Raw genomic sequence first — 24,367 nt, 5'->3', positions numbered from 1 at the left:
GAGCGTATGTATTTAAGGATAAAACCCGAACGCTATTTCTTTTTCAGCTCCTCCTCACGCAGGTTTTTACGTAGTATTTTGCCTACGTTTGTCTTGGGAAGCTCACTTCTGAACTCAACAAATTTCGGGCATTTATAAGGTGTAAGGTTCGCTCTGCAGTAAGCTTTCACCGCTTCCTCGGTTAAATTCGGATCTTTTTTTACTATAAAAAGTTTAACAGCCTCTGTCGTTTTTTCATAAGGCACACCGATACAGGCTACCTCCAGCACCCCTTCCATCCTGGATACCACCTCTTCGATCTCGTTGGGGTACACATTGAATCCGGAAACAAGAATCATGTCTTTCTTCCGGTCCACAATTTTAAAGAACCCGCCCTCTTCTTCCACACCGATGTCGCCCGTCCGGAACCAACGGCCGTCTTCATCTTCGAATATTACCTTGGCCGTTTCATCAGGCCTGTTAAAGTAACCGAGCATCACCTGCGGTCCTTTCGCGCAAATCTCACCGGCTGTCCCGAGGGGCGCCCAGGTTTCGTCTTCCGTCCGGATGCGCAGCTCGGTGCTTGGAAACGGCAGGCCGATTGTTCCCTGGCGGTGCCGCCCGTCCAGGGGGCTCACCGATAAAACCGGAGCCGTTTCTGACAAGCCGTAGCCTTCTACCAGCGGGCAGCCGGTTATTTTTTCCCAACGCTCGCCTACCACCTTTTGCAGGGCCATACCCCCCGCAATACTGATCTGAAGGTTGCTGAAATCTATTCCGCTGAATGTTGGCTGGTTCATTAACCCGTTGAAAAGCGTATTGAGACCGGGAAAAATGACCGGGCTGTGCTTTTTCAACTCTTTGATAAAACCGGGAAGGTCACGCGGGTTAGTGATCAAAAGATTGAAAGCCCCCCACTTCAAACCACCTAATGCATTGACTGTCAAAGCAAACACATGATAAAGCGGCAAAGCAGCTACCAATACCATGGGCGTAGTCAGGTTCGCATGGCGCATTTTTGACTGAAACCAGACATCAACCCCTTCCACGTTGGCCACCATGTTGCGGTGAGAAAGCATCGCTCCCTTCGAAACGCCGGTTGTTCCACCCGTATACTGGATAAATGCCACGTCTTTCCCTGTCAATTCGGGACGCTTGTATTCAACTCCCGCCCCTATCTTCAAAGCGTCATTAAAAGCAATAGCACCGGGAATGTGGTAGTCCGGCACCATTTTCTTCACATTTTTTACTACGAAATTCACGATGAACCCCTTAACAGAGCCGAGCATATCCCCCATTTTACCAATAATCACATGCTCGATCTTCGTCTGCGGGAGAACAGTCTCCAGGTTCCTGGCAAAGTTCGCCAGGATAAATATGGCCTTGGCGCCGGAATCTGCAAATTGATGCTGCATCTCGCGCGGCGTATAAAGCGGATTTGTATTCACCACCACCAGTCCTGCACGCAAGGCGCCGAAAAGCACCACCGGGAATTGCAGTACATTCGGCGACTGGATGGCAATCCGGTCCCCTTTACGAAGGCCGATCATCTGGAGGTAACCGGCAAAATTTCTCGAATGTTGGTCAAGCTCCGCGTAGGTCATGTTCTTATCCATATTGGAATAGGCAACCTTATCTGCGAACTTGCGAACGGATTCGTCAATCAATTCAACCAGGGAGGGGTAGGCGTCCGGGTTAATTTCGTAGGGAACGCCTTCGGGATAATTTTTAAGCCAGGGCAATGCTTCTTTTGAAGTAGGCATATGAGAAGAAATTACTATTCAATACTGATCGATGTATAGCAATATAGCGGTTTTTTATTGAACAAAAAAACACTTTTCCCTGAACACTTTTTTCTATTGCTTTCCAGTATACTCCCACTTCCAGACCCGTCCGTCCGCATCGTCTTCCACGGTCTGCGTCAACGTATAGCCCACCCGCCTGAGCACGGAAGTAGACGGGCTTTCAAAAGGGAGCGTGAAGGCAATGACCGTTTTTACCAGCTTGCTTTCGAGCGCATTCCGGGTGAGCAGATCTGCCACCTCGCTGCCGAAGCCTTGCCCCCGGTAAGAGCTTTTTATCTCATAACCAATCTCCACGACTCCGTTCAGATCCGGTTCACCCTTGTAGCCGCAGCAACCGATCAGCTGGTTATCGGACCGATGAACGATCAGGTAAGTCCACCAGTCGCGAAGCGGCGGATGCTCCTTCCACCGCTTATAGGCAGGCGTGAAGGCATCCCTGAACTCCGTCCATTTTTTGGGAACATTTGCGCCAATCACCTGCGCCAACACGTCATCGCCCATTTTGATTGCGTCAAAGATGGTATCGTCACACGCAATCAATTTTATATTTTTGCTTTCTAACATCGTTTTTCAAGTACTTGTATCCGGCGCGCTTGTTTAAAAGCGCTACTCCTGCCAGCCCTTACAGAAAGACCTTTTTCAGCGCGTTCCAAAGGTCGCGGCGCTTCGACTCCTCCATTTCTATCCGCAAAAGACTGTTGGACATCAACATCCAGACGCCATTTTCCTTGCGGGGTTCAAAAAGTTCCAGCGCTACAGGGAGCGAAAGGCTTTCAGGCTTTACCCCGAACAACAGCACATAATCGGCCAGGTGGTCTCTGAGTACCTCAGATGCATCGGTTGTCCCGATTTTGTCCAGTTCCAGTAAATCAACGGTCTCCGGGCTGTATTTGACCGCCGCCAATACTTTTGTCAAAAAAGCCATCTCGTTGGGTTGGATTCCTTTCCCGTAGGTATTGACCAGGATCAGCACCCGCGTTTTCAACGACCGGAAAACAGTGGCCGGCTTGCCTTCCTGCACTTCGCTGGTCCGGCCAGCCGGCGGGCCGACCGCCGCCTGGTCACCCGGCAGGCTGAACAGCATTTCATTCGAAAAGACATATTGAAAAAAGTTCAATTCCTCGGCCATAAACTAAACTTGTAATTCCGGACTCCAAAAATTCACCTGTTACCTCGCTGGTGTGCCAACTTTCTCCCACACTTCGTGTATGGGGTCACCTTTGCTGCTCTTCCCCGAATGATCCCATCGCCCGTTTTCAAGCTTCCAGCCGAAATCAAGCGCTGCCCCTACCCTGCTGTTGTCACGCGAGAAAAACTCTATTTTTTCTACGTATTTACCGTCTTTTGCCGTGTAAGTTCCGCCGCCCGTTCCATAAAAGCCCTTCACTCCGGGATCAATCGCCACCCACTGAAAGCGCGTCGCCGAAAGTATCTTCAGCGTTTTCCGGGTCCCCTTCTGATGAATACGGATCAGGTCGCCCTTTCCATCCTGCGCCCTTCCGGTAATGTGCCAGGTCCCGGCCATCGGATGGCCGGCGTTGTCGATTCTTTCAAAATGGAAAACACCCCGATCCCCCGAAAGGGTAAGCAAATTCCCGCTAACCGCCCCCTGCCAGGTAGATTTCAGCCCTACCTGGGTAGAGTCTGCGGAGTTGAACTCGCAAACGTAGGTGAGGGTTTTGTTACTGACCGTATAGGTACCTCCTTCTGTATATTCAAATTTCTTGCCGGCCAGGTCGTACTTCGACATTACCAGGTAAGCCTCATTGATAATCAGCGTTCCGTTGTCACCTTCAGAGGTTTTCAACGCCCAGGCACCCGTAATTTCCGCAGCTTGGGCGGCGCTTATCATCAGAAACACAACAAAAAAGAGTAACGATTTCATAGGCATAAAAGGTTTGTGCCGCAGCGCGGACCCCGTGATGATCATTTAGCGGCAAATGGTGAAAAGAAGCACAAGCTTCGAACCTCACAACTCACCCTTGCAAAGATAGCAATTTACCGGAGCACGGCTCGCAGCACTTCCAGCGACTTCATTTCGCCGAAGCCATCCAGGTGCGTGCGGTAGTAAAAAAGCAATTGGGCCAGGAGAGCGTTCCGGGCCGCTTTCCCAATCGAAAGCGGCGCCAATTCGCCGTCTCCCAGCAAAAGGTCAAGCGCCTGCTGCTGAACTTCGTCGGGAGGAGAACTGTAGCGGTGCTCACGTAACCCGGCGGCAAATTCGCCGGCCGTCTCAATCCCAAACCCGAGATAACCGGCCAGGTGAACCATAAAGGACAGATGAAAGCTTTCCAGTCCCGCTTCAACGCTGTCAAGGGCCACAACCGTATGCTCCAGGAACCGGAACAAAGGCTCGTTCGGCTCCTCTTCCTTCAGGCATTTGCCCAACAATTCCGTGATAAACAATGCCAGCGAAGTTCTCACCATATCAAACGGAAGCATTCCGAACGGATGCTGATTCCTGACTTCCGACAGCCGGTGAAGCGCATCCGGCCGGGACTGGTGATAAACCACCATATCCAGCAGGGTCAGCGGCTGGAACAACGCAATCCGGTTCGATTTTGATTTACTGCTCCGTACCCCATTTACGAGATAGGATTGGATACCCAGCTTCTCGGTATAAATACGCGCTATAATGGAGGATTCCTTGAATCGTATATAATTCAAAACAACCCCTTTTGTTTTGTGCAACATCTGGATAGGGCCTGTCCCGGGATAAAAGTAATGAGTAGGTGCGACATGGACATTATCTTTATTGAGAAATCGGTTGTTCCGCTTCTCTCTTCAACGCATTTCCCGCAGATTTCCATCCGGGGCTGAAACTTGCGCCGGTAAGAAGCAGCATACCCATCCGGTCATCTAAAATTATTATCTTAATAAACAGCCACGAGGCGTACGGTTTTGGATTTTAACGGCACACAAACCGGCCGATGAGAAACGCCCGCCGTTCCGGTCCATACCTCATCACTCCTGGCTCAAAACTTTTACTCACATGAAAACCAGGAAGGTTGCCCGCAGAAAGTTCATGAAAGAAATGACGCTTTCGGCAGCGGGTTTTTACATTTTACCACGCCACGTGATTGGCGGGAAGGGCTTCGTTGCACCAAGTGACAAGGTGAACGTAGGCATCATCGGAGCCGGCGGGAAGGGCCGGGAAAACACGGCTTCTCTGTTCCCGCTCGACGATGTTCAGGTCACCGCCATTGCCGATCCTTCGGAATACTGGGATCTGAAAGACTTCTATTATAAAACCAAGGCGGGCCGCGGGCCGGTCAAGGAATTTATCGAAAACCATTACAAGGCTAAAACCGACAATTACAAGGTAAACGAGTACAAGGACTTCCGCGAAATGCTCGAAAAGGAGAAAGGCCTTGATGCCGTGGTATGTTCCACTCCAGACAATACACACGCCTATGTATCTATCACAGCCATGCGCGCCGGCAAGCACACCTACTGCGAAAAACCGCTTACCCACAATGTATGGGAAGCGCGCAAAGTGGCGCAGGTTACCCGTGAAACCGGGCTGGCTACGCAAATGGGTAACGTTCTGCACAGCAACGACGGCATCCGTCAAACAGTTGAAATGCTTCGCGACGGCGCTATTGGTAAAGTAACTGAAGCGCACACCTTTGTACCGGCGACCCGGTGGATACCAGGCCTGAAGGGGCTGCCCGAAGGCACAACTCCCGGCGCCGATGCCATCGGCTGGGACCTGTGGCTCGGCCCCACCGCCTATATGCCCTACAACAAGGACTACACGCCGGTAACCTGGCGGGATTTCTGGGCGCTCGGCTGTGGCGCTTTGGGCGACTTTGGCTGCCACGACCTGGACCCGTCGGTCTGGGCTTTCAATCTTCATACGCCTTCGACAATCGAGGTACATCCTGCCGGTTATAGCGACAAAAACATTGCTCCTTATGGTGAAATAGGATACTATGAGTTCGAAGCCGACGGTAAACAGCCGGATTTCAAGCAGTATTGGTACTCCGGCGGGCTGATGCCGCCGAAACCCGATATTGTTCCGCAGAATGTAGAAATCCCCCGGCGCGGTACTATGTTTGTAGGCAAAAAAGGGATACTCGTAACCGGGGCCGGTGGCGGAAATCCTGTACTTTACCCAGCTGCACTGGCGGGAAGGTATTCGCCGCCAAAGCCATCGATTCCGCGCTCGAAAGGTCATTTCCGCGACTGGATCGATGCCATTAAAGGCGGACCGGCGGCCAGCTCAAACTTTGAATATGGAGCGCGGCTCACCGAGATTACGCTTTTGGGCGTGTTATCGCTCCGGCTGGGCGGCAAAAAAATCTACTGGGACGGTCCTGCAATGAAAGCAAAAGGATTGCCTGAAGCCGACGCGATTATCCGTGAGCCCGTCCGGGACGGCTGGCAAATGGCCTGATCTGCCGACCTATCCGTAAAAGAGAAACCAAGCGGGAAGGTGCCGTCAAAGCATCTTCCCGCTTGGTTTCTCTTTTTATTTATAGCTGTCTGCCGCCCCGCTCTTACAACCCTTCCCCACAGCCGTCAAAAATGGTTTTTGCAAATTTTCATAGAATTTCTTCTACCAAACCACAGAAAATATTGTACTTTTGGCTATTTATATAAGGGATTTGCACAATAAAAAAGAACAAAACCATCAAACGACTGCTTAATTAATATGAAGGGACACATTCCGGAAAAATCCAACGCGCCGGGCGGTTTGCGAATTACCATTATTGAAGCCAAACCCATGTTCGCGAAAGGAATTTCCGCCACCATCGAAGAAGGTTGGCCCGGCGCAATCATAAACATTTTGAAACCTCAGGACATTTCCACTCCCCATGCTGAAAAGCCTGATCTCATCTTGTTCAGTGTAGAGTCCGATCCGGAAAAGAAAGCGCAGCAACAGGTTTCGGCACTTACCAATGCCTATCCTGGCGCTAAAGTAATTCTGTATGACAACCAGGACGATCTCAAGATGCTTCCCTATCTCCTGAAGCTGGGAATTTCCGGTTACCTCATTTCAAATTTTGACGCAGCGGAGCTCAAATTATGCATCCAGACGGTCTTCGATGATCGGCGTTACATCAGCAACGAGATTGTGTGGGACTATCTTAACCGCGAGCATTCCCGCTCCGATCATGCTGACCCGGCAAAGGTGCAAAAGCTATCAAAAATGGAAGATGTCGTAGCTAATCACCTCATCAATGGCCTGAGCGTAACCCAGATCGCTAAAACCATGGACAGACAGCTTTCTACCATCAGCACGGTAAAGGCGAAGATTTTCCGCAAACTCCGGGTCAACAACATAGTAGACCTCAAGGAAAAAATCCAGGCCACGCCCGGGCAATAACCTGAGGGAAGCCTTCGGCGGGAAACTCAGGCCGGCCCTGCAGCAACCGTTTTTTCTATTGGCGGCGGCAGTAGCGCATACAGCACCGGTGTTACGATTCTCGACAGCAGTGTAGAGGAAATCAATCCGCCAATCAGCACCCAGGCCAGGGGCGAATAGAGCGGATTGCCTTCTATGGCGAGCGGAATCAGCCCCCCGATCGCAGTGAGTGAAGTGAGCACGATAGGAACAAAACGGACTTCACCGGCATGCTCGATGGCTTCGGTCAGGGGCATCCCTTCTTTTCTCAGCTGGTTGGTAAAATCGACCAACAGGATGGAATTCTTAACTTCTATTCCCACCAGCGCTATCAAGCCGACTATGGCTACGAATGACAAAGGGAAACCCACTACCCACAAGGCGGTAAATGCCCCGATAATCCCCAGCGGGATTACAGAAAGTACAATCAGGGAACTCTTGAAGCTACCGAACTCGAGGATCAGCACGCCCAGGAACCCAAACAAGGTAATCAGGATGACGGTATCGAGACCGCCGAATGATTGCTCCCGCGCTTCTATTTCCCCGGCTGCCAGGTAGCGAAAGTTTTCAGGCATGGTATAGCGGTCCAGGCGGCCGAGAATAGCCGCATATACATCGTCCACCAGGAAGCCGGTCCGGACATAAGCGCTGACGGTCACATAACGGTCCTTGTCGTAATGCCTGATCTGGGTAGCCGCGCTTTCAAACTGGAGCGTAGCCAGCTGGTTCAAGGGAACGGGAGCACCGGTTACGGTCGGGATATAAACGGAATTCAATACGGACTGATCGGCGACTTTTCCTTTCGGCAGACTGATGTTGATCACATGATCGTCCCCTTTTTCGTCTTTAAACGTACCGATATCGACCCCGGCCAGGGCGAGCCTCACAGTTCTGTTGATGTCAGCAATCGAGACACCCATCATCCCCGCCTTTTCCTTATTGATTTTAACCCGGAGATCCGTCTTCCGGTTCACCAGCGGATTGTCCACATACATCGTCCCCGGCGTTTCTTTCAGAATTTTTTCCACATCAGAGGCCACCTTTTTCAGCGTATCCAGGTCCTCCCCGAAGATCCGCAAGGCGATAGGCGCTTCGGTATTGGGCCCCTGCTCGAAATCCCTGACCTGAACCTTCGCATTAGGGATATCGGTCAGCTCTTTACGCAAGTGATCAATCAATTCGCCCTTTTCGTCAGTGGAAACGGGGTGCAGCTGCACAAAAAATTCGGCAAAATTGGTCGCCTCCGACCTTTGGATCACGTTGTAATAAATCCGCGGGTTACCCATCCCGACATTGGTTGTTACATACTTGATCCGGGACAATGCCGAGAGTCTTTGTTCCACCAGCCTGGTAACCCGGTCGGTCTCAGACAAGGCAGTTCCCTCAGGTGTTTCTACGGTAATCATAAACATCGGCTTTTCTGATTTCGGAAAGAGGGAAAATCCGATCATTCCGGGTATGAGCAGGGAAAGCCCGAACAAGGCAAAAGCCACCAGCAGCGTGGGCCACGGATTCTGTAAAGCCTTATGGAGCAATTTACTGTAGGTGCCGCTGATCACACGCCGGAGTGAACGCATAAAAATATTCCCCTCGGGGTTATGCGCCGACTTCAGTAACCTGCTGCTCAAAAAAGGGACAATTGTCAGCGAGACGATCATCGACGCCAGGATCGTGAGCGTAACGGCCATCGGCAGGCTTCTGATAAAATCACCCGACGCCTCCGGCAGAAAATTCAACGGCAGAAAGGCCAGTACGAGCGTAGCCGTACAACCGATCACCGCCAGCGTAATCTGGCTGGTCGCTTTAATAGCCGCCTCCTTTTTAGGGTACCCTTCCCGCAGCCAACGTTCGATATTTTCGACTACCACAATAGAATCATCTACCAGGACGCCCAACGAAACAATCAGTCCCACGATACTGAGCTGGTTAATACTGAAACCAAGGTAGTCCAGAGAGGCCAATCCTATCGAGAGCGACAACGGGATCGAGATCATCACTACCAGGGCAGCCCTGAACCCAAGCGGGAGCAACGTAACCGACACAAGGAAAATGGCAATTGCAAAATCTTTTACGAACCTTCCGAGCCTTACCCCTACGCTCTCGGCCTGGTCAAAATTACGGGTAAGCTTCATGTTCGCAGGCAATTTTTCTGAGAATTGAGCGATAGCCTGATCTATCCGGCTTCCTACCCGCTGTATGTGCTGCCCTTCTTTCTGTGCGGCGGTGACCAGCACGCTCCTGGTCCCATTCAGGCGTACCAAGTGATGCTCCTCTTCGTAGTCGTACCTGACTGTGGCAATATCTTTCAAATAAACGATTCTCTGCCCGTTGGAGCCGACGATCGTGTTGCGGATTTCATCAAGGCTCTGGTATTTGCCCGCGGTTTTGACATTAAACTTACGACTCCCCGCCTGTATGCTTCCGCCGGGGATAATGTAGTTTTCCGCCTGCAGGGCGCCCATTACCCGCATGGCCGGAATGCCTTCCAATGCCATCTTTTCCAACTGGAGATCTACCCGAACCGTGCTGGATGGCACGCCCCAGATAGAAACGTTTTTAAGGCCGTCGATTTTGTTCAGCGTGGTCTTCAACCGGTCCGCCTCTCTTTCCATTTCCCGGAACGTAGCCGTTTCCGATTGTAAGGCAACCTGGATGATGTTTACGTCCGAAGGCGAAAATTTCCTGATTTCGGTACGGAAAATATCGGAAGGAAGTTCGGGCTGGAGCGCATTCACCTCCCGGATTACCTCCTGGTACTTTTCGTCGACATCTTCTTTGTACTCGTACTCGATGGTGACGACCGCCAGGCCGTCGTCTACGGTGGTACGCAGTTTCTTTACGTTGTCCAGCTCGCTAAAGCGCTCCTCTACCTTTTTCACAATGAGTTCCTCCATGTCTACCGCATCGGTTCCGGGGTATACGTAGATCACAACGAATGAGGGTATGGAGAAATCAGGATCCTCGGAACGCGGCATATTCAACAGGGAATTGACGCCGAGCGCCACTACTCCCACAAACAGAACCAGCATAAATTGCCAGTTCCTGACAGAAAATTCGGATAAATTCATCGGTTCGACCTGTAAGCGGATTTACCTTTTCAACTATGGTTTATGGAACGCGGACTTCAGCGCCATCCACAAGGAAGGCGCTACCCCCGGTAATTACCTGATCGACACTATCCAGTCCGCCGGTCAGCAACACCTTATCCTGGTCGAGATACCCGATTTTCACCGGTATTTTCCTGGCTTTGCCGGATCTGGCCACAAAAACGAAACCTTGCTGCCCGTGCCCTTCCAGCAGGGCTTCCACCGGAATCACGCTGTATTCCCGGCGCTGTGAAGGCCATAGCGCAATTTTTGCAAAGAGGCCCGACGCCAACCTGGGCGGCAGGCCCGTCAGTTTTACCTCAACTTCGTAGAGATGCGTCATGGGATCGGCCATCTGGGACAAAAAAGTGACCGTCCCTGGGAAAACCTCTCCCGGATAGGCATCCAACTCCACTTCTGCTTTATCGCCCGGCTTTAACCTTGCCCAATCCCGGTCCGAAACCCCTGCTTTGACCACCCAGTCGCTTTTCCGGCCGGAAACCAGCACCAAAACCGGCGTCCCCGGCCCGGCTACTTCACCTGCGTTCATCAACTTCTTTACAACCGTACCGGACACCGGGCTGGATATCTTTGCAAAATCACGGTTAAAGCGGGCAATGCTAACATTTTGCTGCGCTATATCCAGTGCCGTCCCTGCATTTTGAAACTGTTCAAGCGTGGCCGCAGTATCGCGAAGCATATTTTTCACCCTTTCAAAATCGCGCCCGGACTTTTGAAATGCGAGCTCGGCCTGCCCGACCTGGGCATCAATCTCGGTGGTATTGAGCGTTGCGAGCAACTGCCCGGCCCGGACACTCTCTCCCTCCCTTACATACACCTTTTCTATCACACCACCGATTTTAAAAGCCAGCCTGGCTTCCGAAAGTGAGGCAACGGTACCCGCTGTTTTTACGGGATCGGCGCGCACCGCCTTTTCTATCCGGGCCAGACTGACAGGTAGCGCTGAGCCGGTTTGCTCTTCGACCTGTTTTCTATTTCCCGAGCAATTGCTCAGGCCCCAACCGGCAACGAGTACGAGAAAAAAAATACAATACTTCATATGAATAAAAGTTGAGATGTGAGGTATGAGGTGTGAGGTGTGAGGTTTGGGCTGGAAAGCGTCATCGGCCGGCTTTGCTCACCTTGTAACTCACTAGTGCATTTACTGTTATGGATACCGGTACGATAAGTCTCCCGTCACGCGGCGTAAATGAGCCTGGCGTGTCAGCAGCTGATATACGGTCAGCGACTTCTGTATGGCGGCCGACTCCCAGTCATTCCTTGCTTTCAGCAGCTCTACCATCAGCACATTCTGGTTGCGGTACCGGCTTTCTACAACCGCATAGTAGGCGCGCGCTTTTTCCAACGCTGCATTCGCTACCCTCATACCCTGAACCGCCGCCTGGTAGTTCTGATAGGATTCGGTAACTTCCAACGCAATTTTCCTGCCGGTTTCGGTCTGTTTTATTTGAAGCAAATCTTTCTGGATTCTTGCTTTTTCAATTTTAGCCCGCCTCTCGAAACCTTTAAAGAGGTCCCACTTCAGACCGGCCTGGGTTAGCAGGTACTGTTGCCCGGCAAACCGGTAGCCAAACCCCTGGAAACCGGCGTTTCCCCCGATAAAAACCTGGGGAAGCAGGGCCGATTTCTCCTGAAGCTTCTGCGCATAACCCGCGGCAAGCAGGGTCTGATCGAGCTGCTTCACTTCTGATCGCCCGGAAACGGCCTGCGAGACAAGATTCTGAAGGTCCAAATCGCCGGGAGCCGTAGAAAAATTACCGGTCAACAAAGTATCCACAACAATCTCATGTCCGAAGTCACGATTCAGAAGAAAATTAAAATAGGCCTTGGCTATTCCTGTGTTGCGGGTAGCCTCAACCCGCTGCTGGTCCAGAACGGCCATCTCGTACTCTGTCGAGAGAACGGCATCGCGGGTAAGCACATTGTTGGCAACAAGCCGGTTATTCAAGCGGAGCAATTCCGCCAGGGTTTTATGCGAAACCGCCAGCACTTCATTGGCTTGCAGGGTTTGCAGGTAACGGAAATAAGCTTCGGAAATGGCGAAGACAAGCTCCGAAGTCACCAGTTCCAACCGCGCCTCTTCGGCATGCAGCAAGCTGTTCTGGATCAAGTGATTGTACCTTATTTCCGGGTTATAAACAGCGTATTGGAAAGACACTTTGGTGTCGTGAAAGTTGTGCGGAGCGAGCTGCTCGTTGACATTGGGTATATCGGTGGGGAACCGGTCCGAGCCGGTCAGCTGGTTCAGCGCGGCATATGCGGGGTTTAGCAGGTCTCCGACCGGAAACTGCAGTTTCCGCCCGCCATAGGCCAGAGAGTACGTCGGCGCCAGGCTGAATTGCGGATAAAAAAGTGCCCGCGCTTCCCGCAGCGTCTGAACGGCCTTCGCCACCTCCAGCTGCTGCTGTCGAAGTCCCAGGTTTCCACTCAGCCCCTCTCTTATATAATCCTCCAGAACAACGGACTGAGGCGAAGACGCTACCTGCGCGGTCGAAAACCTCGCAGAAACCGCAAAAACCAGGAGTATCGACAAAAATTTAAATCTGATGTTCATTATATAAACAGTGTTCAAATTGGGAACAAAAAAAGGAAGTCGGAAATCGGAAATCGGAAGTCAGAAATCGGAAGTCGGAAAACCGCAGTCGGGGATCGGAGGTCGGAAACCGGATCGGATAGGTCAGACCACACAAACCGGACCGGTTAAACAGGGCCGATTTCTGATTTCCGACCGCCGATTTCCCTACAAACCATGCTGTACCATTTTGATAAACAATGAATAAGATGCTTTAATACGTTCAATATCGCGGTCGTCGTCGAACAATTTCATCCGGCCGCGGAGGAATATTGTTACCAGGCCATGGATATAGCTCCACACCGTGAGCGCTGCCGATTCCGGATCGTGTTGTTTAAAATATCCGGCGGCCATACAGCCTTCAATGATATGCATGAGAAGTCCGAATGAGTTTTTCCCATGCTCCCAACTTTCATCACGGCAGGCCAGGGCTTCCATCGGCGACTCCATCAGGAAGCAAAGTTCATACAGGCCGGGATTCTCTACAGCCCATTGGATATACAGATGCCCGAGTTCCACGAGTTGAGCAAAAGGATCTTTTATCAGGGAAACCGGCCTGAAATGTTCTGCCAGCGTAAGGAATGCCAGCTCATGCAGTGCATAAAAAATCTCGTTCTTATCCTTAAAATACAGGTAAATCGTTGCCGGACTGTACTCTATGGCATCAGCAATTGCCCTGATGCTGGTTTTCTCCACACCATTTTCCAGAAATAACTTGCGCGCCGCATTTAAAATAAGCCGCTGCATGTCCTCCCGCTCCCTTTCTTTTCTCTCCGAAATACCCATTGAAATACACTTACTATAATTCCGACGTAAATATAATAAACAGTGTTTAGTTTGCAAAAAAAAGAAATCGGAAATCGGAAGTCGGAAATCAGACCCTGGGCCGATTTCCGACTTCCGATTTCCGATTTCTACCCTTCAGCCTTCAGAATATCCTTCAGGAATTCACGGAACGGGGCTGCAAACTCTTTTCGCTTGAGCGCAAACTCGACCGTCGTTTTCAGAAAATCGAGCTTATTCCCGATATCATGACGCTTGCCTTCGATCAGGTGCGCGAAGAAATTTTCACGCTTCAGGAGCAACAACATCGAATCCGTCAGTTGTATCTCGTTATTCTTCCCTTTGGGCGTGTTTTCAATAGCATCGAAAATCTCAGGAGAAAGGATATACCTTCCGGCTATAGCAAGGTCGGAAGGTGCGTTTTCGGGAGCCGGCTTTTCGATCAGCGTATCCAATTGCAGAATGGTATCGCTCAATGCTTTGCCGCCCACAATTCCGTACCGGTTCACTTTATCGTGAGGAACGGTCTCAACGCCTATCACCGACCCGCCGTATTGCTCATAAGTATCCACCAGCTGGCGGGTTACCGGTATTACCGAATCCATGATCGTATCGCCGAGCAGCACTGCAAACGGCTCATCACCCACATGGTGCCGGGCATAATAGATGGCATCTCCCAACCCGTTCGCCTCCTTCTGCCTTACAAAATGCACGTTGGCCATATCTGAAAGCCGGCGCATTTCATTGAACCAGGCCTGGTCCTCTTTCTCCTCGAGCCGGGCTTCCAGCTCAAAATTCCGGTCAAAATGGTCTTCAATAGCTCTCTTGCCCTTGCCCGAAATAATAAGGATATCATCAATACCGGAGTCAACCGCCTCCTGGACCACATACTGGATAGTAGGAATGTCAATTATCGGTAGCATCTCTTTCGGCATACTCTTGGTTGCCGGTAGAAACCTGGTACCAAGACCGGCCGCCGGAATTACTGCTTTACGAATCATATAATGTGATGGTTATTCGAATAAAATACTTGTCGGGAATTGGTGGCTATTTAATCGTACCTTTTACTTCAAACGAGGTTTTTTCCCCCAGCAGCCATTGCTGAAACCCCTTTAGCTCATAGGATAGCAGGCGATTTTTTGCAGAATTGCCGTCCAGCCGGAGGGTAAGCTCCTTATAACTGTCAAACAGCTTGTTTTCTACTTTCATTTCAGCAAATACTTCCGTTGCCGCACCCGCGTTGTAGTGCACTTTCAGACGACGGACCGGCAGCGTGTGCCCTGGTTTCAACCAGTAATCTTCAACCTGTGGAGTAGACCGGTCCACCTCGTAGCTGTCCTGGTAAGAAGCTTTATTAATATCAGCCAGCCTGAAGAGAGCCAATTCATCGTCCCAGTCGACTTCACCCAATACCAATCGCTCGGCCTTTCCATTGAGCCGGAGTTCTTTTTCTACTTCCGGCTGAATGGACGCCAGATATTTCGTCTGCTCGCTTACCAGCTGATCGAGGTCAAAAAAAACTCCGCTATCATCCGATGCACCCTTCTCCGAAAGCGAGGTACAGGCGCCGAATACAATGGTCAGAACCAGGAAAGCGAGGCCTGGGAACAGCCGGAGCAAAAAAAGGCGCAGGCAGGCGCCTGGATTACAAAAGACTTTCCTCATTCATTTCAGCGGGCTTTTCAATGCCCATAAGTTTCAGGATGGTCGGCGCGATATTCGCCAGCCTGCCCGGTTTAACCGCTCCCCTGTAGTCCGAGTCAACCACAATGAGCGGCACGGGGTTCAGCGAATGCTGGGTATTCGGGCTGCCGTCATCGTTGATCATATAGTCCGAATTACCATGATCAGCCAAAATCAACGCGGTGTAGCCGTGTTCGAGCGCGGTATCGACTATGGCATGTACGCAGCTGTCTACTGCTTCGGCCGCCTTCACCGCTGCCTCAAAGACACCGGTATGACCGACCATATCGGTATTGGCGAAATTCAGGCAAATAAAGTCAGCCGTCTCGTGCGCCAGTTCATAAACAATTTTATCCCGGATTTCGAAGGCCGACATTTCCGGTTTCAGATCGTAGGTTGCAACCTTGGGCGAAGGACAAAGCAACCTCGACTCGCCGTCAAAAGGCTCTTCTCTACCACCTGAAAAGAAAAAGGTAACGTGCGGGTATTTTTCAGTCTCCGCAATCCGGATCTGTTTTTTTCCCGCCTTCGAAACGACTTCGCCCAAAGTATTCGCCAGGTTGTCCTTATCAAAAATAACCTTGACGTTCTGATAGGTGTCGTCGTAGTTGGTCAGGGTGACATAATAGAGGTTCAGCCGCGTCATGTTGTAATCCGGGAAGTCACGCTGCGTAAGCACCTCCGTAATTTCGCGACCGCGGTCGGTCCTGAAGTTAAAGCAAACCACCACATCTCCGGCTTCAATCAACGCCACCGGCTGTCCGTCTTCTTTGGTCACAACGATCGGCTTGATAAACTCGTCCGTAACGTCGTTCCGGTAGGATTCCAGGATAGCTGCGCCCAGGTTGTCCTGGTAAACTTTCGTACCCTCGCCGAGTACCATTGCGTCATATGCCAGCTTCACCCGTTCCCACCGCCGGTCACGGTCCATCGCATAATAGCGACCGGTTACCGAGGCGATGCGGCCCGTAGTGGCGGCCATATGGCGGCTGAGATCATCCAGGAAACCGGCGCCGCTTTTTGGATCACAGTCGCGGCCATCGGTAAAAGCATGTACGAAAACATCAGTCAGACCCTTATGGTGGGCAATTGAAATTAACCCTTTCAGGTGATCAATATGGGAATGCACACCGCCGTCAGAGACCAGGCCAATGAAGTGTACCCGTTTGCGATTGGCAAGGGCATAGTTCATTGCGTCGACCAGCACCGGCTCCTGCGCAAGCGTCCCTTCTTCAACGGCTTTATTGATTTTAACCAGGTCCTGGTAAACGATACGCCCGGCACCAAGGTTGGTGTGTCCGACTTCGGAGTTCCCCATTTGCCCCGCGGGCAGGCCCACATCGAGGCCGGAAGTCAACAGGGTAGTATGGGGGTATCTTTCAAGCAGGCTGTCGATATAAGGCGTTTGCGCAGCCACGATGGCGGAACGGCTCTCTTCTCCCGCCTTCGCGATACCCCAGCCATCAAGAATCATCAAAATAACTTTCTTATTCATTTCAGAAATATAGTTGCAAGCTGTCACTAAAAACAAAACGCCCGGCCGGGGCCAGAACGTTCTTAATAACTTTTATTCATCGGCCTCCAGGGAGGCATCGTTTTCATCGACAATGATATAAACATCCTCGTCCGGACGGCTCATCCGATATTTTTCTCTCGCCCATTTTTCGAGCATTTTATCATTTCCGAAGACCTCCTCCCGGTCTTTTTTTGCCTCCGAAATTTTATGATGGAAATAAAGCGTATCGCGCTCCAGCCTAACCCGCTTCCGGTAGCTGTTGATACCGTTCACGATGCTGTTGTTATCAAAGAAGCTGACCCAGATAATCCAGACGAAGAACGTCCCTTTGTAGAAATTACTAAAGATCCCTTTCAACCAACCTAAAATATCCATATCCTGTCAATAAGCGCGTATTAGTTCCTCCTTGCCCGCTTTACCGGAGCGCCATGGTAATATAACAAAACCCTTTTTGCCACCAAAACAAAGGGTGCCTAAAAAAGTAGACACCCCTTATTATAACCTTCCGACCTTTGCCGGCCCGGCAAATCAGAATTTCAACCCCGGGAAATAAGCGCTATCACCCAGTTCCTCTTCGATACGGAGAAGCTGGTTGTATTTCGCCATACGATCCGAACGGGAAGCCGATCCCGTTTTGATCTGGCCGGTATTCAGCGCAACGGCAAGATCGGCAATGGTAGCATCCTCTGTCTCACCCGAACGGTGCGACATGATGTTTTTGTAGCTGTTCCGTTTTGCCAGGTTGACGGTGTCAATGGTCTCGGTCAGTGAACCGATCTGGTTCACTTTCACCAATACCGCGTTGGCGACACCTGCGTCAATACCCTGCTGAAGACGCTTCACATTGGTTACAAAAAGGTCGTCACCCACGAGCTGTACTTTCTTACCGATTGCGTCCGTAATGAGTTTCCAGCCTTCCCAGTCATCTTCACCAAACCCGTCTTCAATTGAGATAATGGGGTACTTATTCACCCATTCCGTCCAGTATCCGGCCAGTTCGGCTGAAGAAAGCTTCTTACCGTCAGATTTTTTGAAATGATATACACCGTTTTCGTAAAACTCGGAGCTGGCGGCATCAAGTGCGATAAAGATCTCCTCTCCAGGCTTGTAACCTGCTTTTTCAATCGCCTGAAGCACCACTTCAATGGCCTCTTCGTTTGACTTGATATTGGGCGCAAAACCACCTTCGTCACCCACGTTGGTAGAATACCCCTTGCTTTTCAATACTTTTTTCAGCGTATGGAATACCTCCACGCCCATTCTCAAAGACTCAGAGAAGGTATCGGCCTTTGCAGGAACGATCATGAACTCCTGGAAATCAATAGAGTTGTCAGCGTGACTTCCTCCGTTCAGAATGTTCATCAGGGGAACGGGAAGCGTATTTGCGTTAGTACCCCCTACGTAACGGTAAAGCGGCAAACCGGCTTCATAGGCAGCAGCTTTCGCCACAGCCAGGGAAACCCCCAAAATAGCGTTGGCGCCCAGCTTGCTTTTATTCGGAGTTCCGTCGAGCTCCAGAAGAATCCTGTCAATCTCATTTTGTTCGAAAGCCGAGATACCGATAAGCTCGGGATAAATGATGTCATTTACATTCTCAACCGCTTTCAACACACCCTTGCCTACATAGACTTTTGGATCGTCATCGCGAAGCTCAACCGCCTCGTGAACGCCCGTAGAAGCCCCAGACGGTACGGCAGCCCGACCTACAAAACCGTTCTCGGTTCTGACGTCCACCTCTACTGTGGGATTCCCCCTTGAATCCAAAATTTGTCTTGCATATACTGACTGTATGGTACTCATTTGCAGGATATATTGTTAATTATGAATATGATTGGAAGATATTTCCGAGGGACAAAATAAGTCAAAAAAAAGGTATGTAACCAGGCTTGTTTGTGATAATTAGCCTAAATTTACCTGTTCCAGTAACCAAACATTCAAAACATGAAATCCTTTCTTGGAATTGCCACTGTTTTTACCCTTCTCCAGACAATTGCTTTCTCCCAGGTTAAATTAAACGGAAACGATTTCCAGGCCCGTCTCGACTCCGGCGCGAACGTCCAGCTTGTTGATGTGAGAACTGCCGAAGAGTACAAACAGGGACACCTGGTGAATGCCAAAAACATCGACTTCAGGAAAGAGGATTTCCTTAAGCAGACCGAAAGCCTGGACAAGAGCAAACCTGTAATGGTCTATTGCCTGGCCGGTTCCAGGAGCGCAGGCGCCGCCAAATTGCTGAGCGAAAACGGTTTCACCGAAATTTACGACCTGGAAGGCGGCTATATGAAGTGGAACGTAGAAAAGAAGCCGGTTGAAGGAGTGGTAAAATCAGAAGAGGCCGTTGTCGGCATGCCGGTAAGCGAATACAACAACATGCTCAACTCCGAGCAGCCTGTTCTTGTCGATTTCACCGCAAAATGGTGTGCTCCCTGTAAAGCCATGTACCCGACCATTAAGAAAATCGAATCGGAGTTTGCCGGCAAGGCGACTGTGAAAGTCATTGATATAGATGCAAACAAAACCGTCACGGAACATTTGGGCATCAAATACCTGCCCCTGATTTATCTCTACAAAGGCGGGCAAATTGTTTGGCAAACGACAGGTGCTGTGAGCGAAAAGACCCTTCGCGACGTGATTACGAAGAATTTGTAAGACAGGACCAAAATTCCCGTCCTCTATTTTAAACCCCCGGGTCCTGTTTCGATCCAAGTAGCAGATTTCACAATCAAAATCGAAACAGCCATGAAAGCATTCAAATATATCGGGATTATAGTGGTGGCGGCACTGCTTGGCCTGGGCGTACCGACAGCTTCCAAAGTGGCGGCGCAGCCGGGTATTTCCATGTCCTTTCAGGTATTTTTCAATTCCCTTTCGCCATTTGGCCGATGGTCGAACCACCCGCAATACGGTTCCATCTGGATCCCTGCGGTCGACCGCAACTTTCATCCCTACTATACCGACGGCCGCTGGGTGATGACCGAATATGGAAACACCTGGGTTTCGGATTATGACTGGGGCTGGGCTCCCTTTCACTATGGGCGTTGGTTTTATGACGACTACATGGGGTGGGCCTGGGTTCCCGATTACACCTGGGGACCAGGGTGGGTAAACTGGCGTACCGGCGGCGGTTACTACGGCTGGGCGCCGCTTATGCCCGGGCTGGATGTCCGGTTCTCGGTTAACCTGCCGGTGAATTTCTGGATATTTGTGCCTCATAACCGGTTTATGAGCAACCGCTGGCATCACTACAGAGTACCCCGGGGCCGGGTAACCAATATTTACAACCAGACCACCATCATCAATAACTATTATACTTACCAAAACCGTGAGTATGCCTACGGCCCGAGATCCTCTGAGATCCAACGCTATACCAAAAACACGGTTCCGGTATATGAGTATTCGAACCGCGGCAACAATGGCCGGTACAAAGAATCAGTTTCGCGGTCTACCAATGTCCGCACCGCGGTAGATGCCCGTGAAAGAAGCTTTGACAATGGTCGCGCCGGAGTCGCCACAGGCTCACCCCGTCGTGCCGAAACAGCCGCACCGGAAAGCAGAGGCAGATCAGCAGCCAGAACCAGCGAAGGTGCAGCGACACCGCGGAGTGAAAACCCGGTGGCTACGCCTAACGGAAGAGGAAACGCTCGCGAAACACCAGCATACCGCGGACGCGACAGCTATGAAGGGACACGGTCATCCCGGCAAGCGGCTGAAGTAGAGCCGGGCCGTTCATCTTCGGAAAGGATTAACAATAGCCGGTCCCGCGAAGCTGTGCCGAACAGCGGACGCAGCGACGCCGGCGAAAGCCCGCAACGAAGCGCCCGCGAACGATCAACGCCCGCTTATTCACGGCCCTCCGGCCCGGAACGGGAATCCCGGACCGCATCTCCGGCTACCCGGGAACGCGCCTCAAGCCCTTCGCAAAGAAGCGCAAACCCCGGCCGGTCTGAAAATCGCGGAAACTCAGAAGGCAGGGGCGGCGGCGGACGCAGCGCTTCACCGGAACGCGGCGGCAGATAATAAGAACATCGCGTAAAACAGGGAACCCGTTCCAGTCCAGGCTGGAACGGGTTCCCTGTTTTACATTATTAACGGTAGCAATGGCTACAGTCCCAAAGCGGTGGCGCCATCATTTAAAAGCGCTTCTCCATTCTGCTTTTTATGTCGAAACATCCAGTTATAAATGTCATACTGGTGAAAAATGCGTTCCACCGAACCATGTGTACCGCCATCGATCAAAGTGAGTGTAAGATTGGCGGAGGTATTGCAGGCGCGAATGGCCCCGGCAATCTTTTTTGACTCCGAAGCGGGGACGATCCGATCGCTGGTGCCGTGCTGCAGCCAAATGGGGATTTTGCTCAGTCCACAGGCATATTGTGCGGCACCGCCACCACAGATCGCTACTGCAGCCGCTATCCTGTCCGGATACTTTCCGGCCAGGTCAAGTGTCCCGTAACCGCCCATGCTCATTCCGCAAACATAGACGCGTTCCGGGTCGGCACAGTAATTCTCTACCACATAGTCGATTACTTCCAACAATTTGTCGGGGTTCCAGCCGCCCTGGCTGTGCGGCGCTACCACTACGGCCGGGAGCGAAACCTTTCCGAGGTCCATGCTGTACATCAGCCCATAACGCTGCACCCGTTCGAGTTTTCCGCCGGAAAGGCTCCGGCCATGCAGGAACAAGACGACCGGCGGTTTGTTATCCAGCACTTCTGCCGCCGGCAGGTCTACCAGAAAAGGATAATAGGTTTGTTTGGAGATGGCAATCCGCTGGGCAGGAAGCCGGATGGCGGCGAGGAGCCCTGCCAGAAACAACACGCAAAAAAATACTTTCCTATACATTTGTAAATATACCCGCCCGGTAAGGATCAGGCGAATGACCGCGGCTCAGGCCTCTGTCATTATTTTTGATTCAGTATTCTTATTACCTTCAGTCAAAATTAACACAAATATCCGAATGAGTTCAGAAGCAAGCAAAATCGTTACAGTAGGTCCAAATCCTAAAATGCTTGAATACAACGGCACATATGGAGCCTATGGCGGAGCCTACGTCCCCCCGGTCCTTGAACCTCAATTGGCCCGACTCGCCGACTTTTTTGACAAATTTTCAAAAGAAGAAGCATTTAACCGGGAGTTCATTTCGATTCTCACGGATTATGTAGGGCGTCCTTCTCCCCTTTACTACGCCAAAAACCTCAGTCAGCATGTGGGTTCAAAAATTTACCTGAAGCGTGAAGATCTGAACCATACCGGCTCGCACAAGATCAACAACACCATCGGCCAGATCCTGCTTGCCAAGCAAATGGGCGCAGAGGAGGTCATCGCCGAAACCGGGGCCGGTCAACACGGTGTGGCTACGGCAACGGCGGCAGCCATTCTGAATATCCCCTGCAAGATTTTCATGGGGAAAGTCGATGCGGAGCGCCAGGCCCTGAATGTAAGGCGTATCAAACAACTGGGCGCAGAGCTGATCACCACCGAAATGGGAACAGCCACCCTTAAAGATGCGGTAGACGCAGCACTCGGCTACTACATAGAGAACCCCGCATCGTTTTACCTGCTGGGTTCGCACGTCGGCCCCCATCCCTACCCCAAAATGGTAGGCTACTTCCAGAGTGTAATCGGCAGCGAAGCACGCCAGCAGATCCTTCTTAAGGAAGGCCGGCTCCCCGATCAGATTTTCGCTGCCGTGGGCGGAGGCTCCAATGCAATTGGCCTGTTTTCCGGTTTCCTCGACGATGCCTCGGTACAAATAGCGGGCGCAGAAGGCGGCGGCAGTGGTCAAATGCCGGAAACAGCCGCTACGCTTACGTTCGGCAAACCGACCGTATTCCAGGGCACGCTGTCCTATTGCCTTGTCGATGAAGCAGGTAACCCGATGCCTTCAAAAAGCATAGCGGCCGGACTGGACTACCCGGGAATTTCGCCGCAGCACGCCAACCTGAAAGACACCGGCAGGGCTTCTTACTTCCCTGTAACCGACTCGGAAGCTGTGGAAGCGTACAAGCTTCTTTCGCGGCTGGAAGGCATTACGCCGGCGATCGAATCCTCGCATGCGGTTGCCCTCGCCAAAAAACTGCTGAAAGATAAAAACGCCCTCGCGGTGGTGAACTTATCAGGAAGGGGAGACAAAGACGTGGAAAGAGAAATGTAGCGGCCCGATCCGCGCAACGGGTACTCCGGCTGACTTCGACTACCGGGGTACCCATTGCCGCACGAAATCAACTTCTTACCTAATTGTTCTTTGGAAAACCATCCGGCACTTATGCATCAACGAACATCTGAAATCACTCCGCACCCCGAATACTTTGACCGTTATATCCTGTTGGTTGATGACTTTACCCTGGGAGAGGCCCTGCTCCGGACCGCCGGAACGTTCAGCGCCATGGCAGAAGAGCTGAAGCGCATCGGCGACCGGGTGTACGCTCCCGGTAAATGGACGGCCAGAGAAGTTTTGCAACACTGTGTGGATACAGAAAGAATTCTGGCCTACCGCGCGTTGCGTTTCTCCCGGAACGACCGGACACCCCTTGCAGGTTTTGATGAGAACCTTTTTGGCCGGAACACCACTGCGGGATCGAGAACAGTAGACAGCCTGCTGCAGGAATTCAGCCTGGTACGCCAATCCACCATCATACTGTTTGAAAGTTTTGACAACAACATGATGGCACGGACCGGGGTTTGTGACCACAAAACGCTGTCTGTTCTCGCCCTCGGATTTGCCATTGCCGGACATGCCGTTCACCACTCCGCCATTTTACGGGAAAAGTATGTTTTGAACCAGGACGGCTACTTAGCCACCCCGCATTTCCCCGTGGGAAACACCATTCCTCCAGAATCAAATTAATTATATTTGTTCCGGGATAATAACTAAATTACCAATCACTATCCGGAGCGGCATGAATACAAAAGACCTTACTGACCATGAATTGACAGAGCTCATGCGGGATGGGGAGGATGCCGCTTTTACAGAAATTTACAATCGATACTGGAAAAGACTATTCACCATCGCCATCAACAAAACCGGTGACAATGTTGAGGAAGCCGAGGAAATCGTACAGGATATTTTTGTTTCGCTTTGGAGCCGGCGCCGACAGCTCAAACTTACATTCAGCCTGGAGCACTACCTGGCCGCATCCGTTAAGTACCGGGTTATCAAATCGTTTGCAAAAAAAGACCTTCACCGCCGTTATACAGCCCATAATCAGTCAGCCGTTAGCCTGTCGGACAACTCGACCCAGGACTGGCTGGATTTTGAGGAACTGCAGTTGCGCCTGGAAGAACTGGTGACAGGTTTGCCCGAAAAGTGCCAGCTGGTATACCGGATGAGCCGCGAAGACGGCTATTCCCAAAAAGAAATTGCCGGAGAGCTGAGCATTTCCGAAAAAACCGTGGAAGCACACCTCGGGAAAGCACTCAAACTGCTTCGGAACGGCTTGTATTCCCTGAAGTTTCTATTCCGTCGTTGGGCACTTTCCTGATCGGTTGAGGTACCGGCTACACAAAAATTCATTCGTTGCTGTTAAATTTTTTCCCAACCGGCTAAGGGATTGCGTTCGTTCGGGGTACTTC

Annotated in this window: 22 protein-coding genes; 7 read left to right on the top strand and 15 right to left on the bottom strand. The window is 51.3% G+C overall.

The window, feature by feature from the left end:
• Positions 1-32 precede the first annotated feature (32 nt).
• The 5 genes from ABD852_RS13200 to recO form a co-directional block, all read right to left on the bottom strand.
• The gene (locus ABD852_RS13200) at positions 33-1,742 is read right to left on the bottom strand and encodes an AMP-binding protein (RefSeq protein ID WP_345029630.1); all 1,710 of its coding nucleotides are present in this window, start codon (positions 1,740-1,742) and stop codon (positions 33-35) included.
• 93 nt (positions 1,743-1,835) lie between these two features.
• Entirely contained in the window at positions 1,836-2,348 is a 513-nt protein-coding gene (locus ABD852_RS13195; protein WP_345029629.1) for a GNAT family N-acetyltransferase, read from the bottom strand.
• Between the two features lie 58 nt (positions 2,349-2,406).
• Entirely contained in the window at positions 2,407-2,913 is a 507-nt protein-coding gene (locus ABD852_RS13190; RefSeq protein WP_345029628.1) for a hypothetical protein, read from the bottom strand.
• A 39-nt stretch (positions 2,914-2,952) separates the two neighbouring features.
• Positions 2,953-3,669: a hypothetical protein gene (locus ABD852_RS13185; protein WP_345029627.1), complete on the bottom strand. Its 717-nt coding sequence runs from the start codon at positions 3,667-3,669 to the stop codon at positions 2,953-2,955.
• 113 nt (positions 3,670-3,782) lie between these two features.
• Positions 3,783-4,478, bottom strand: coding sequence for a DNA repair protein RecO (gene recO, locus ABD852_RS13180; protein ID WP_345029626.1), 696 nt, complete (start codon positions 4,476-4,478; stop codon positions 3,783-3,785).
• Positions 4,479-4,776: 298 nt separating this feature from the next.
• Between recO and ABD852_RS13175 the strand changes: the two genes are divergently transcribed.
• Both ABD852_RS13175 and ABD852_RS13170 read left to right on the top strand, forming a co-directional pair.
• Positions 4,777-6,183, top strand: coding sequence for a Gfo/Idh/MocA family protein (locus tag ABD852_RS13175; RefSeq protein ID WP_345029625.1), 1,407 nt, complete (start codon positions 4,777-4,779; stop codon positions 6,181-6,183).
• A 258-nt stretch (positions 6,184-6,441) separates the two neighbouring features.
• Positions 6,442-7,116 carry a helix-turn-helix transcriptional regulator gene (locus ABD852_RS13170; RefSeq protein ID WP_345029623.1) on the top strand — a complete coding sequence of 225 codons (675 nt, stop codon included), beginning with the start codon at positions 6,442-6,444 and terminating at the stop codon, positions 7,114-7,116.
• Positions 7,117-7,142: 26 nt separating this feature from the next.
• On the opposite strand, the gene ABD852_RS13165 is transcribed toward ABD852_RS13170, so the two are convergent.
• The 9 genes from ABD852_RS13165 to eno all read right to left on the bottom strand — a co-directional run bounded on the left by ABD852_RS13165 (position 7,143) and on the right by eno (position 18,595).
• On the bottom strand, positions 7,143-10,202 hold the full coding sequence (locus ABD852_RS13165) for an efflux RND transporter permease subunit (protein WP_345029622.1): 3,060 nt from the start codon (positions 10,200-10,202) through the stop codon (positions 7,143-7,145).
• Positions 10,203-10,242: 40 nt separating this feature from the next.
• Positions 10,243-11,280 carry an efflux RND transporter periplasmic adaptor subunit gene (locus tag ABD852_RS13160; RefSeq protein ID WP_345029621.1) on the bottom strand — a complete coding sequence of 346 codons (1,038 nt, stop codon included), beginning with the start codon at positions 11,278-11,280 and terminating at the stop codon, positions 10,243-10,245.
• Positions 11,281-11,388: 108 nt separating this feature from the next.
• Entirely contained in the window at positions 11,389-12,795 is a 1,407-nt protein-coding gene (locus tag ABD852_RS13155) for a TolC family protein (RefSeq protein WP_345029620.1), read from the bottom strand.
• Between the two features lie 186 nt (positions 12,796-12,981).
• Positions 12,982-13,599, bottom strand: coding sequence for a TetR/AcrR family transcriptional regulator (locus ABD852_RS13150; protein WP_345029618.1), 618 nt, complete (start codon positions 13,597-13,599; stop codon positions 12,982-12,984).
• Positions 13,600-13,727: 128 nt separating this feature from the next.
• Positions 13,728-14,597: a UTP--glucose-1-phosphate uridylyltransferase GalU gene (galU, locus tag ABD852_RS13145; protein ID WP_345029616.1), complete on the bottom strand. Its 870-nt coding sequence runs from the start codon at positions 14,595-14,597 to the stop codon at positions 13,728-13,730.
• A 46-nt stretch (positions 14,598-14,643) separates the two neighbouring features.
• Positions 14,644-15,261, bottom strand: coding sequence for a hypothetical protein (locus ABD852_RS13140; protein ID WP_345029615.1), 618 nt, complete (start codon positions 15,259-15,261; stop codon positions 14,644-14,646).
• Positions 15,242-16,774, bottom strand: coding sequence for a 2,3-bisphosphoglycerate-independent phosphoglycerate mutase (gene gpmI, locus ABD852_RS13135; RefSeq protein WP_345029613.1), 1,533 nt, complete (start codon positions 16,772-16,774; stop codon positions 15,242-15,244). The genes ABD852_RS13140 and gpmI overlap by 20 nt, the downstream gene beginning before the upstream one ends.
• 72 nt (positions 16,775-16,846) lie before the next feature.
• Positions 16,847-17,170, bottom strand: a complete 324-nt coding sequence (locus tag ABD852_RS13130; RefSeq protein ID WP_345029611.1) for an FtsB family cell division protein — start codon at positions 17,168-17,170, stop codon at positions 16,847-16,849.
• A gap of 153 nt (positions 17,171-17,323) precedes the next feature.
• Complete coding sequence (eno, locus tag ABD852_RS13125) at positions 17,324-18,595, bottom strand: phosphopyruvate hydratase (RefSeq protein WP_345029609.1); 1,272 nt, start codon at positions 18,593-18,595, stop codon at positions 17,324-17,326.
• Positions 18,596-18,736: 141 nt separating this feature from the next.
• Between eno and ABD852_RS13120 the strand changes: the two genes are divergently transcribed.
• Positions 18,737-19,444, top strand: coding sequence for a thioredoxin domain-containing protein (locus ABD852_RS13120; protein WP_345029607.1), 708 nt, complete (start codon positions 18,737-18,739; stop codon positions 19,442-19,444).
• Positions 19,445-19,534: 90 nt separating this feature from the next.
• Positions 19,535-20,812: a DUF6600 domain-containing protein gene (locus tag ABD852_RS13115; RefSeq protein WP_345029606.1), complete on the top strand. Its 1,278-nt coding sequence runs from the start codon at positions 19,535-19,537 to the stop codon at positions 20,810-20,812.
• A gap of 84 nt (positions 20,813-20,896) precedes the next feature.
• On the opposite strand, the gene ABD852_RS13110 is transcribed toward ABD852_RS13115, so the two are convergent.
• The gene (locus ABD852_RS13110; RefSeq protein ID WP_345029605.1) at positions 20,897-21,637 is read right to left on the bottom strand and encodes a carboxylesterase family protein; all 741 of its coding nucleotides are present in this window, start codon (positions 21,635-21,637) and stop codon (positions 20,897-20,899) included.
• Between the two features lie 115 nt (positions 21,638-21,752).
• On the opposite strand from ABD852_RS13110, the gene trpB reads away from it, so the two are divergent.
• From trpB to ABD852_RS13095, 3 genes are all read left to right on the top strand, one after another.
• Positions 21,753-22,949 (top strand): tryptophan synthase subunit beta, encoded by a 1,197-nt coding sequence (trpB, locus tag ABD852_RS13105; RefSeq protein WP_345029604.1) that lies wholly within the window; start codon positions 21,753-21,755, stop codon positions 22,947-22,949.
• Positions 22,950-23,060: 111 nt separating this feature from the next.
• Positions 23,061-23,642, top strand: coding sequence for a DinB family protein (locus ABD852_RS13100; RefSeq protein ID WP_345029602.1), 582 nt, complete (start codon positions 23,061-23,063; stop codon positions 23,640-23,642).
• 52 nt (positions 23,643-23,694) lie between these two features.
• Positions 23,695-24,276 carry an RNA polymerase sigma-70 factor gene (locus tag ABD852_RS13095; protein ID WP_345029600.1) on the top strand — a complete coding sequence of 194 codons (582 nt, stop codon included), beginning with the start codon at positions 23,695-23,697 and terminating at the stop codon, positions 24,274-24,276.
• The last annotated feature ends 91 nt before the right edge of the window (positions 24,277-24,367 follow it).

The organism is Ravibacter arvi (assembly GCF_039540405.1).
In the GTDB taxonomy this organism is placed as follows: domain Bacteria; phylum Bacteroidota; class Bacteroidia; order Cytophagales; family Spirosomataceae; genus Ravibacter; species Ravibacter arvi.
The sequence above is the reverse complement of the archived record's forward strand: the minus strand, read 5'-3'. Positions and strand labels throughout refer to the sequence as shown.

Coding starts and splice junctions, on each gene's coding strand:
- ABD852_RS13200 (WP_345029630.1), bottom strand. CDS start 1,742: ATGCCTACTTCAAAAGAAGCATTGCCCTGGCTTAAAAATTATCCCGAA.
- ABD852_RS13195 (WP_345029629.1), bottom strand. CDS start 2,348: ATGTTAGAAAGCAAAAATATAAAATTGATTGCGTGTGACGATACCATC.
- ABD852_RS13190 (WP_345029628.1), bottom strand. CDS start 2,913: ATGGCCGAGGAATTGAACTTTTTTCAATATGTCTTTTCGAATGAAATG.
- ABD852_RS13185 (WP_345029627.1), bottom strand. CDS start 3,669: ATGAAATCGTTACTCTTTTTTGTTGTGTTTCTGATGATAAGCGCCGCC.
- recO (WP_345029626.1), bottom strand. CDS start 4,478: ATGTTGCACAAAACAAAAGGGGTTGTTTTGAATTATATACGATTCAAG.
- ABD852_RS13175 (WP_345029625.1), top strand. CDS start 4,777: ATGAAAACCAGGAAGGTTGCCCGCAGAAAGTTCATGAAAGAAATGACG.
- ABD852_RS13170 (WP_345029623.1), top strand. CDS start 6,442: ATGAAGGGACACATTCCGGAAAAATCCAACGCGCCGGGCGGTTTGCGA.
- ABD852_RS13165 (WP_345029622.1), bottom strand. CDS start 10,202: ATGAATTTATCCGAATTTTCTGTCAGGAACTGGCAATTTATGCTGGTT.
- ABD852_RS13160 (WP_345029621.1), bottom strand. CDS start 11,280: ATGAAGTATTGTATTTTTTTTCTCGTACTCGTTGCCGGTTGGGGCCTG.
- ABD852_RS13155 (WP_345029620.1), bottom strand. CDS start 12,795: ATGAACATCAGATTTAAATTTTTGTCGATACTCCTGGTTTTTGCGGTT.
- ABD852_RS13150 (WP_345029618.1), bottom strand. CDS start 13,599: ATGGGTATTTCGGAGAGAAAAGAAAGGGAGCGGGAGGACATGCAGCGG.
- galU (WP_345029616.1), bottom strand. CDS start 14,597: ATGATTCGTAAAGCAGTAATTCCGGCGGCCGGTCTTGGTACCAGGTTT.
- ABD852_RS13140 (WP_345029615.1), bottom strand. CDS start 15,261: ATGAGGAAAGTCTTTTGTAATCCAGGCGCCTGCCTGCGCCTTTTTTTG.
- gpmI (WP_345029613.1), bottom strand. CDS start 16,774: ATGAATAAGAAAGTTATTTTGATGATTCTTGATGGCTGGGGTATCGCG.
- ABD852_RS13130 (WP_345029611.1), bottom strand. CDS start 17,170: ATGGATATTTTAGGTTGGTTGAAAGGGATCTTTAGTAATTTCTACAAA.
- eno (WP_345029609.1), bottom strand. CDS start 18,595: ATGAGTACCATACAGTCAGTATATGCAAGACAAATTTTGGATTCAAGG.
- ABD852_RS13120 (WP_345029607.1), top strand. CDS start 18,737: ATGAAATCCTTTCTTGGAATTGCCACTGTTTTTACCCTTCTCCAGACA.
- ABD852_RS13115 (WP_345029606.1), top strand. CDS start 19,535: ATGAAAGCATTCAAATATATCGGGATTATAGTGGTGGCGGCACTGCTT.
- ABD852_RS13110 (WP_345029605.1), bottom strand. CDS start 21,637: ATGTATAGGAAAGTATTTTTTTGCGTGTTGTTTCTGGCAGGGCTCCTC.
- trpB (WP_345029604.1), top strand. CDS start 21,753: ATGAGTTCAGAAGCAAGCAAAATCGTTACAGTAGGTCCAAATCCTAAA.
- ABD852_RS13100 (WP_345029602.1), top strand. CDS start 23,061: ATGCATCAACGAACATCTGAAATCACTCCGCACCCCGAATACTTTGAC.
- ABD852_RS13095 (WP_345029600.1), top strand. CDS start 23,695: ATGAATACAAAAGACCTTACTGACCATGAATTGACAGAGCTCATGCGG.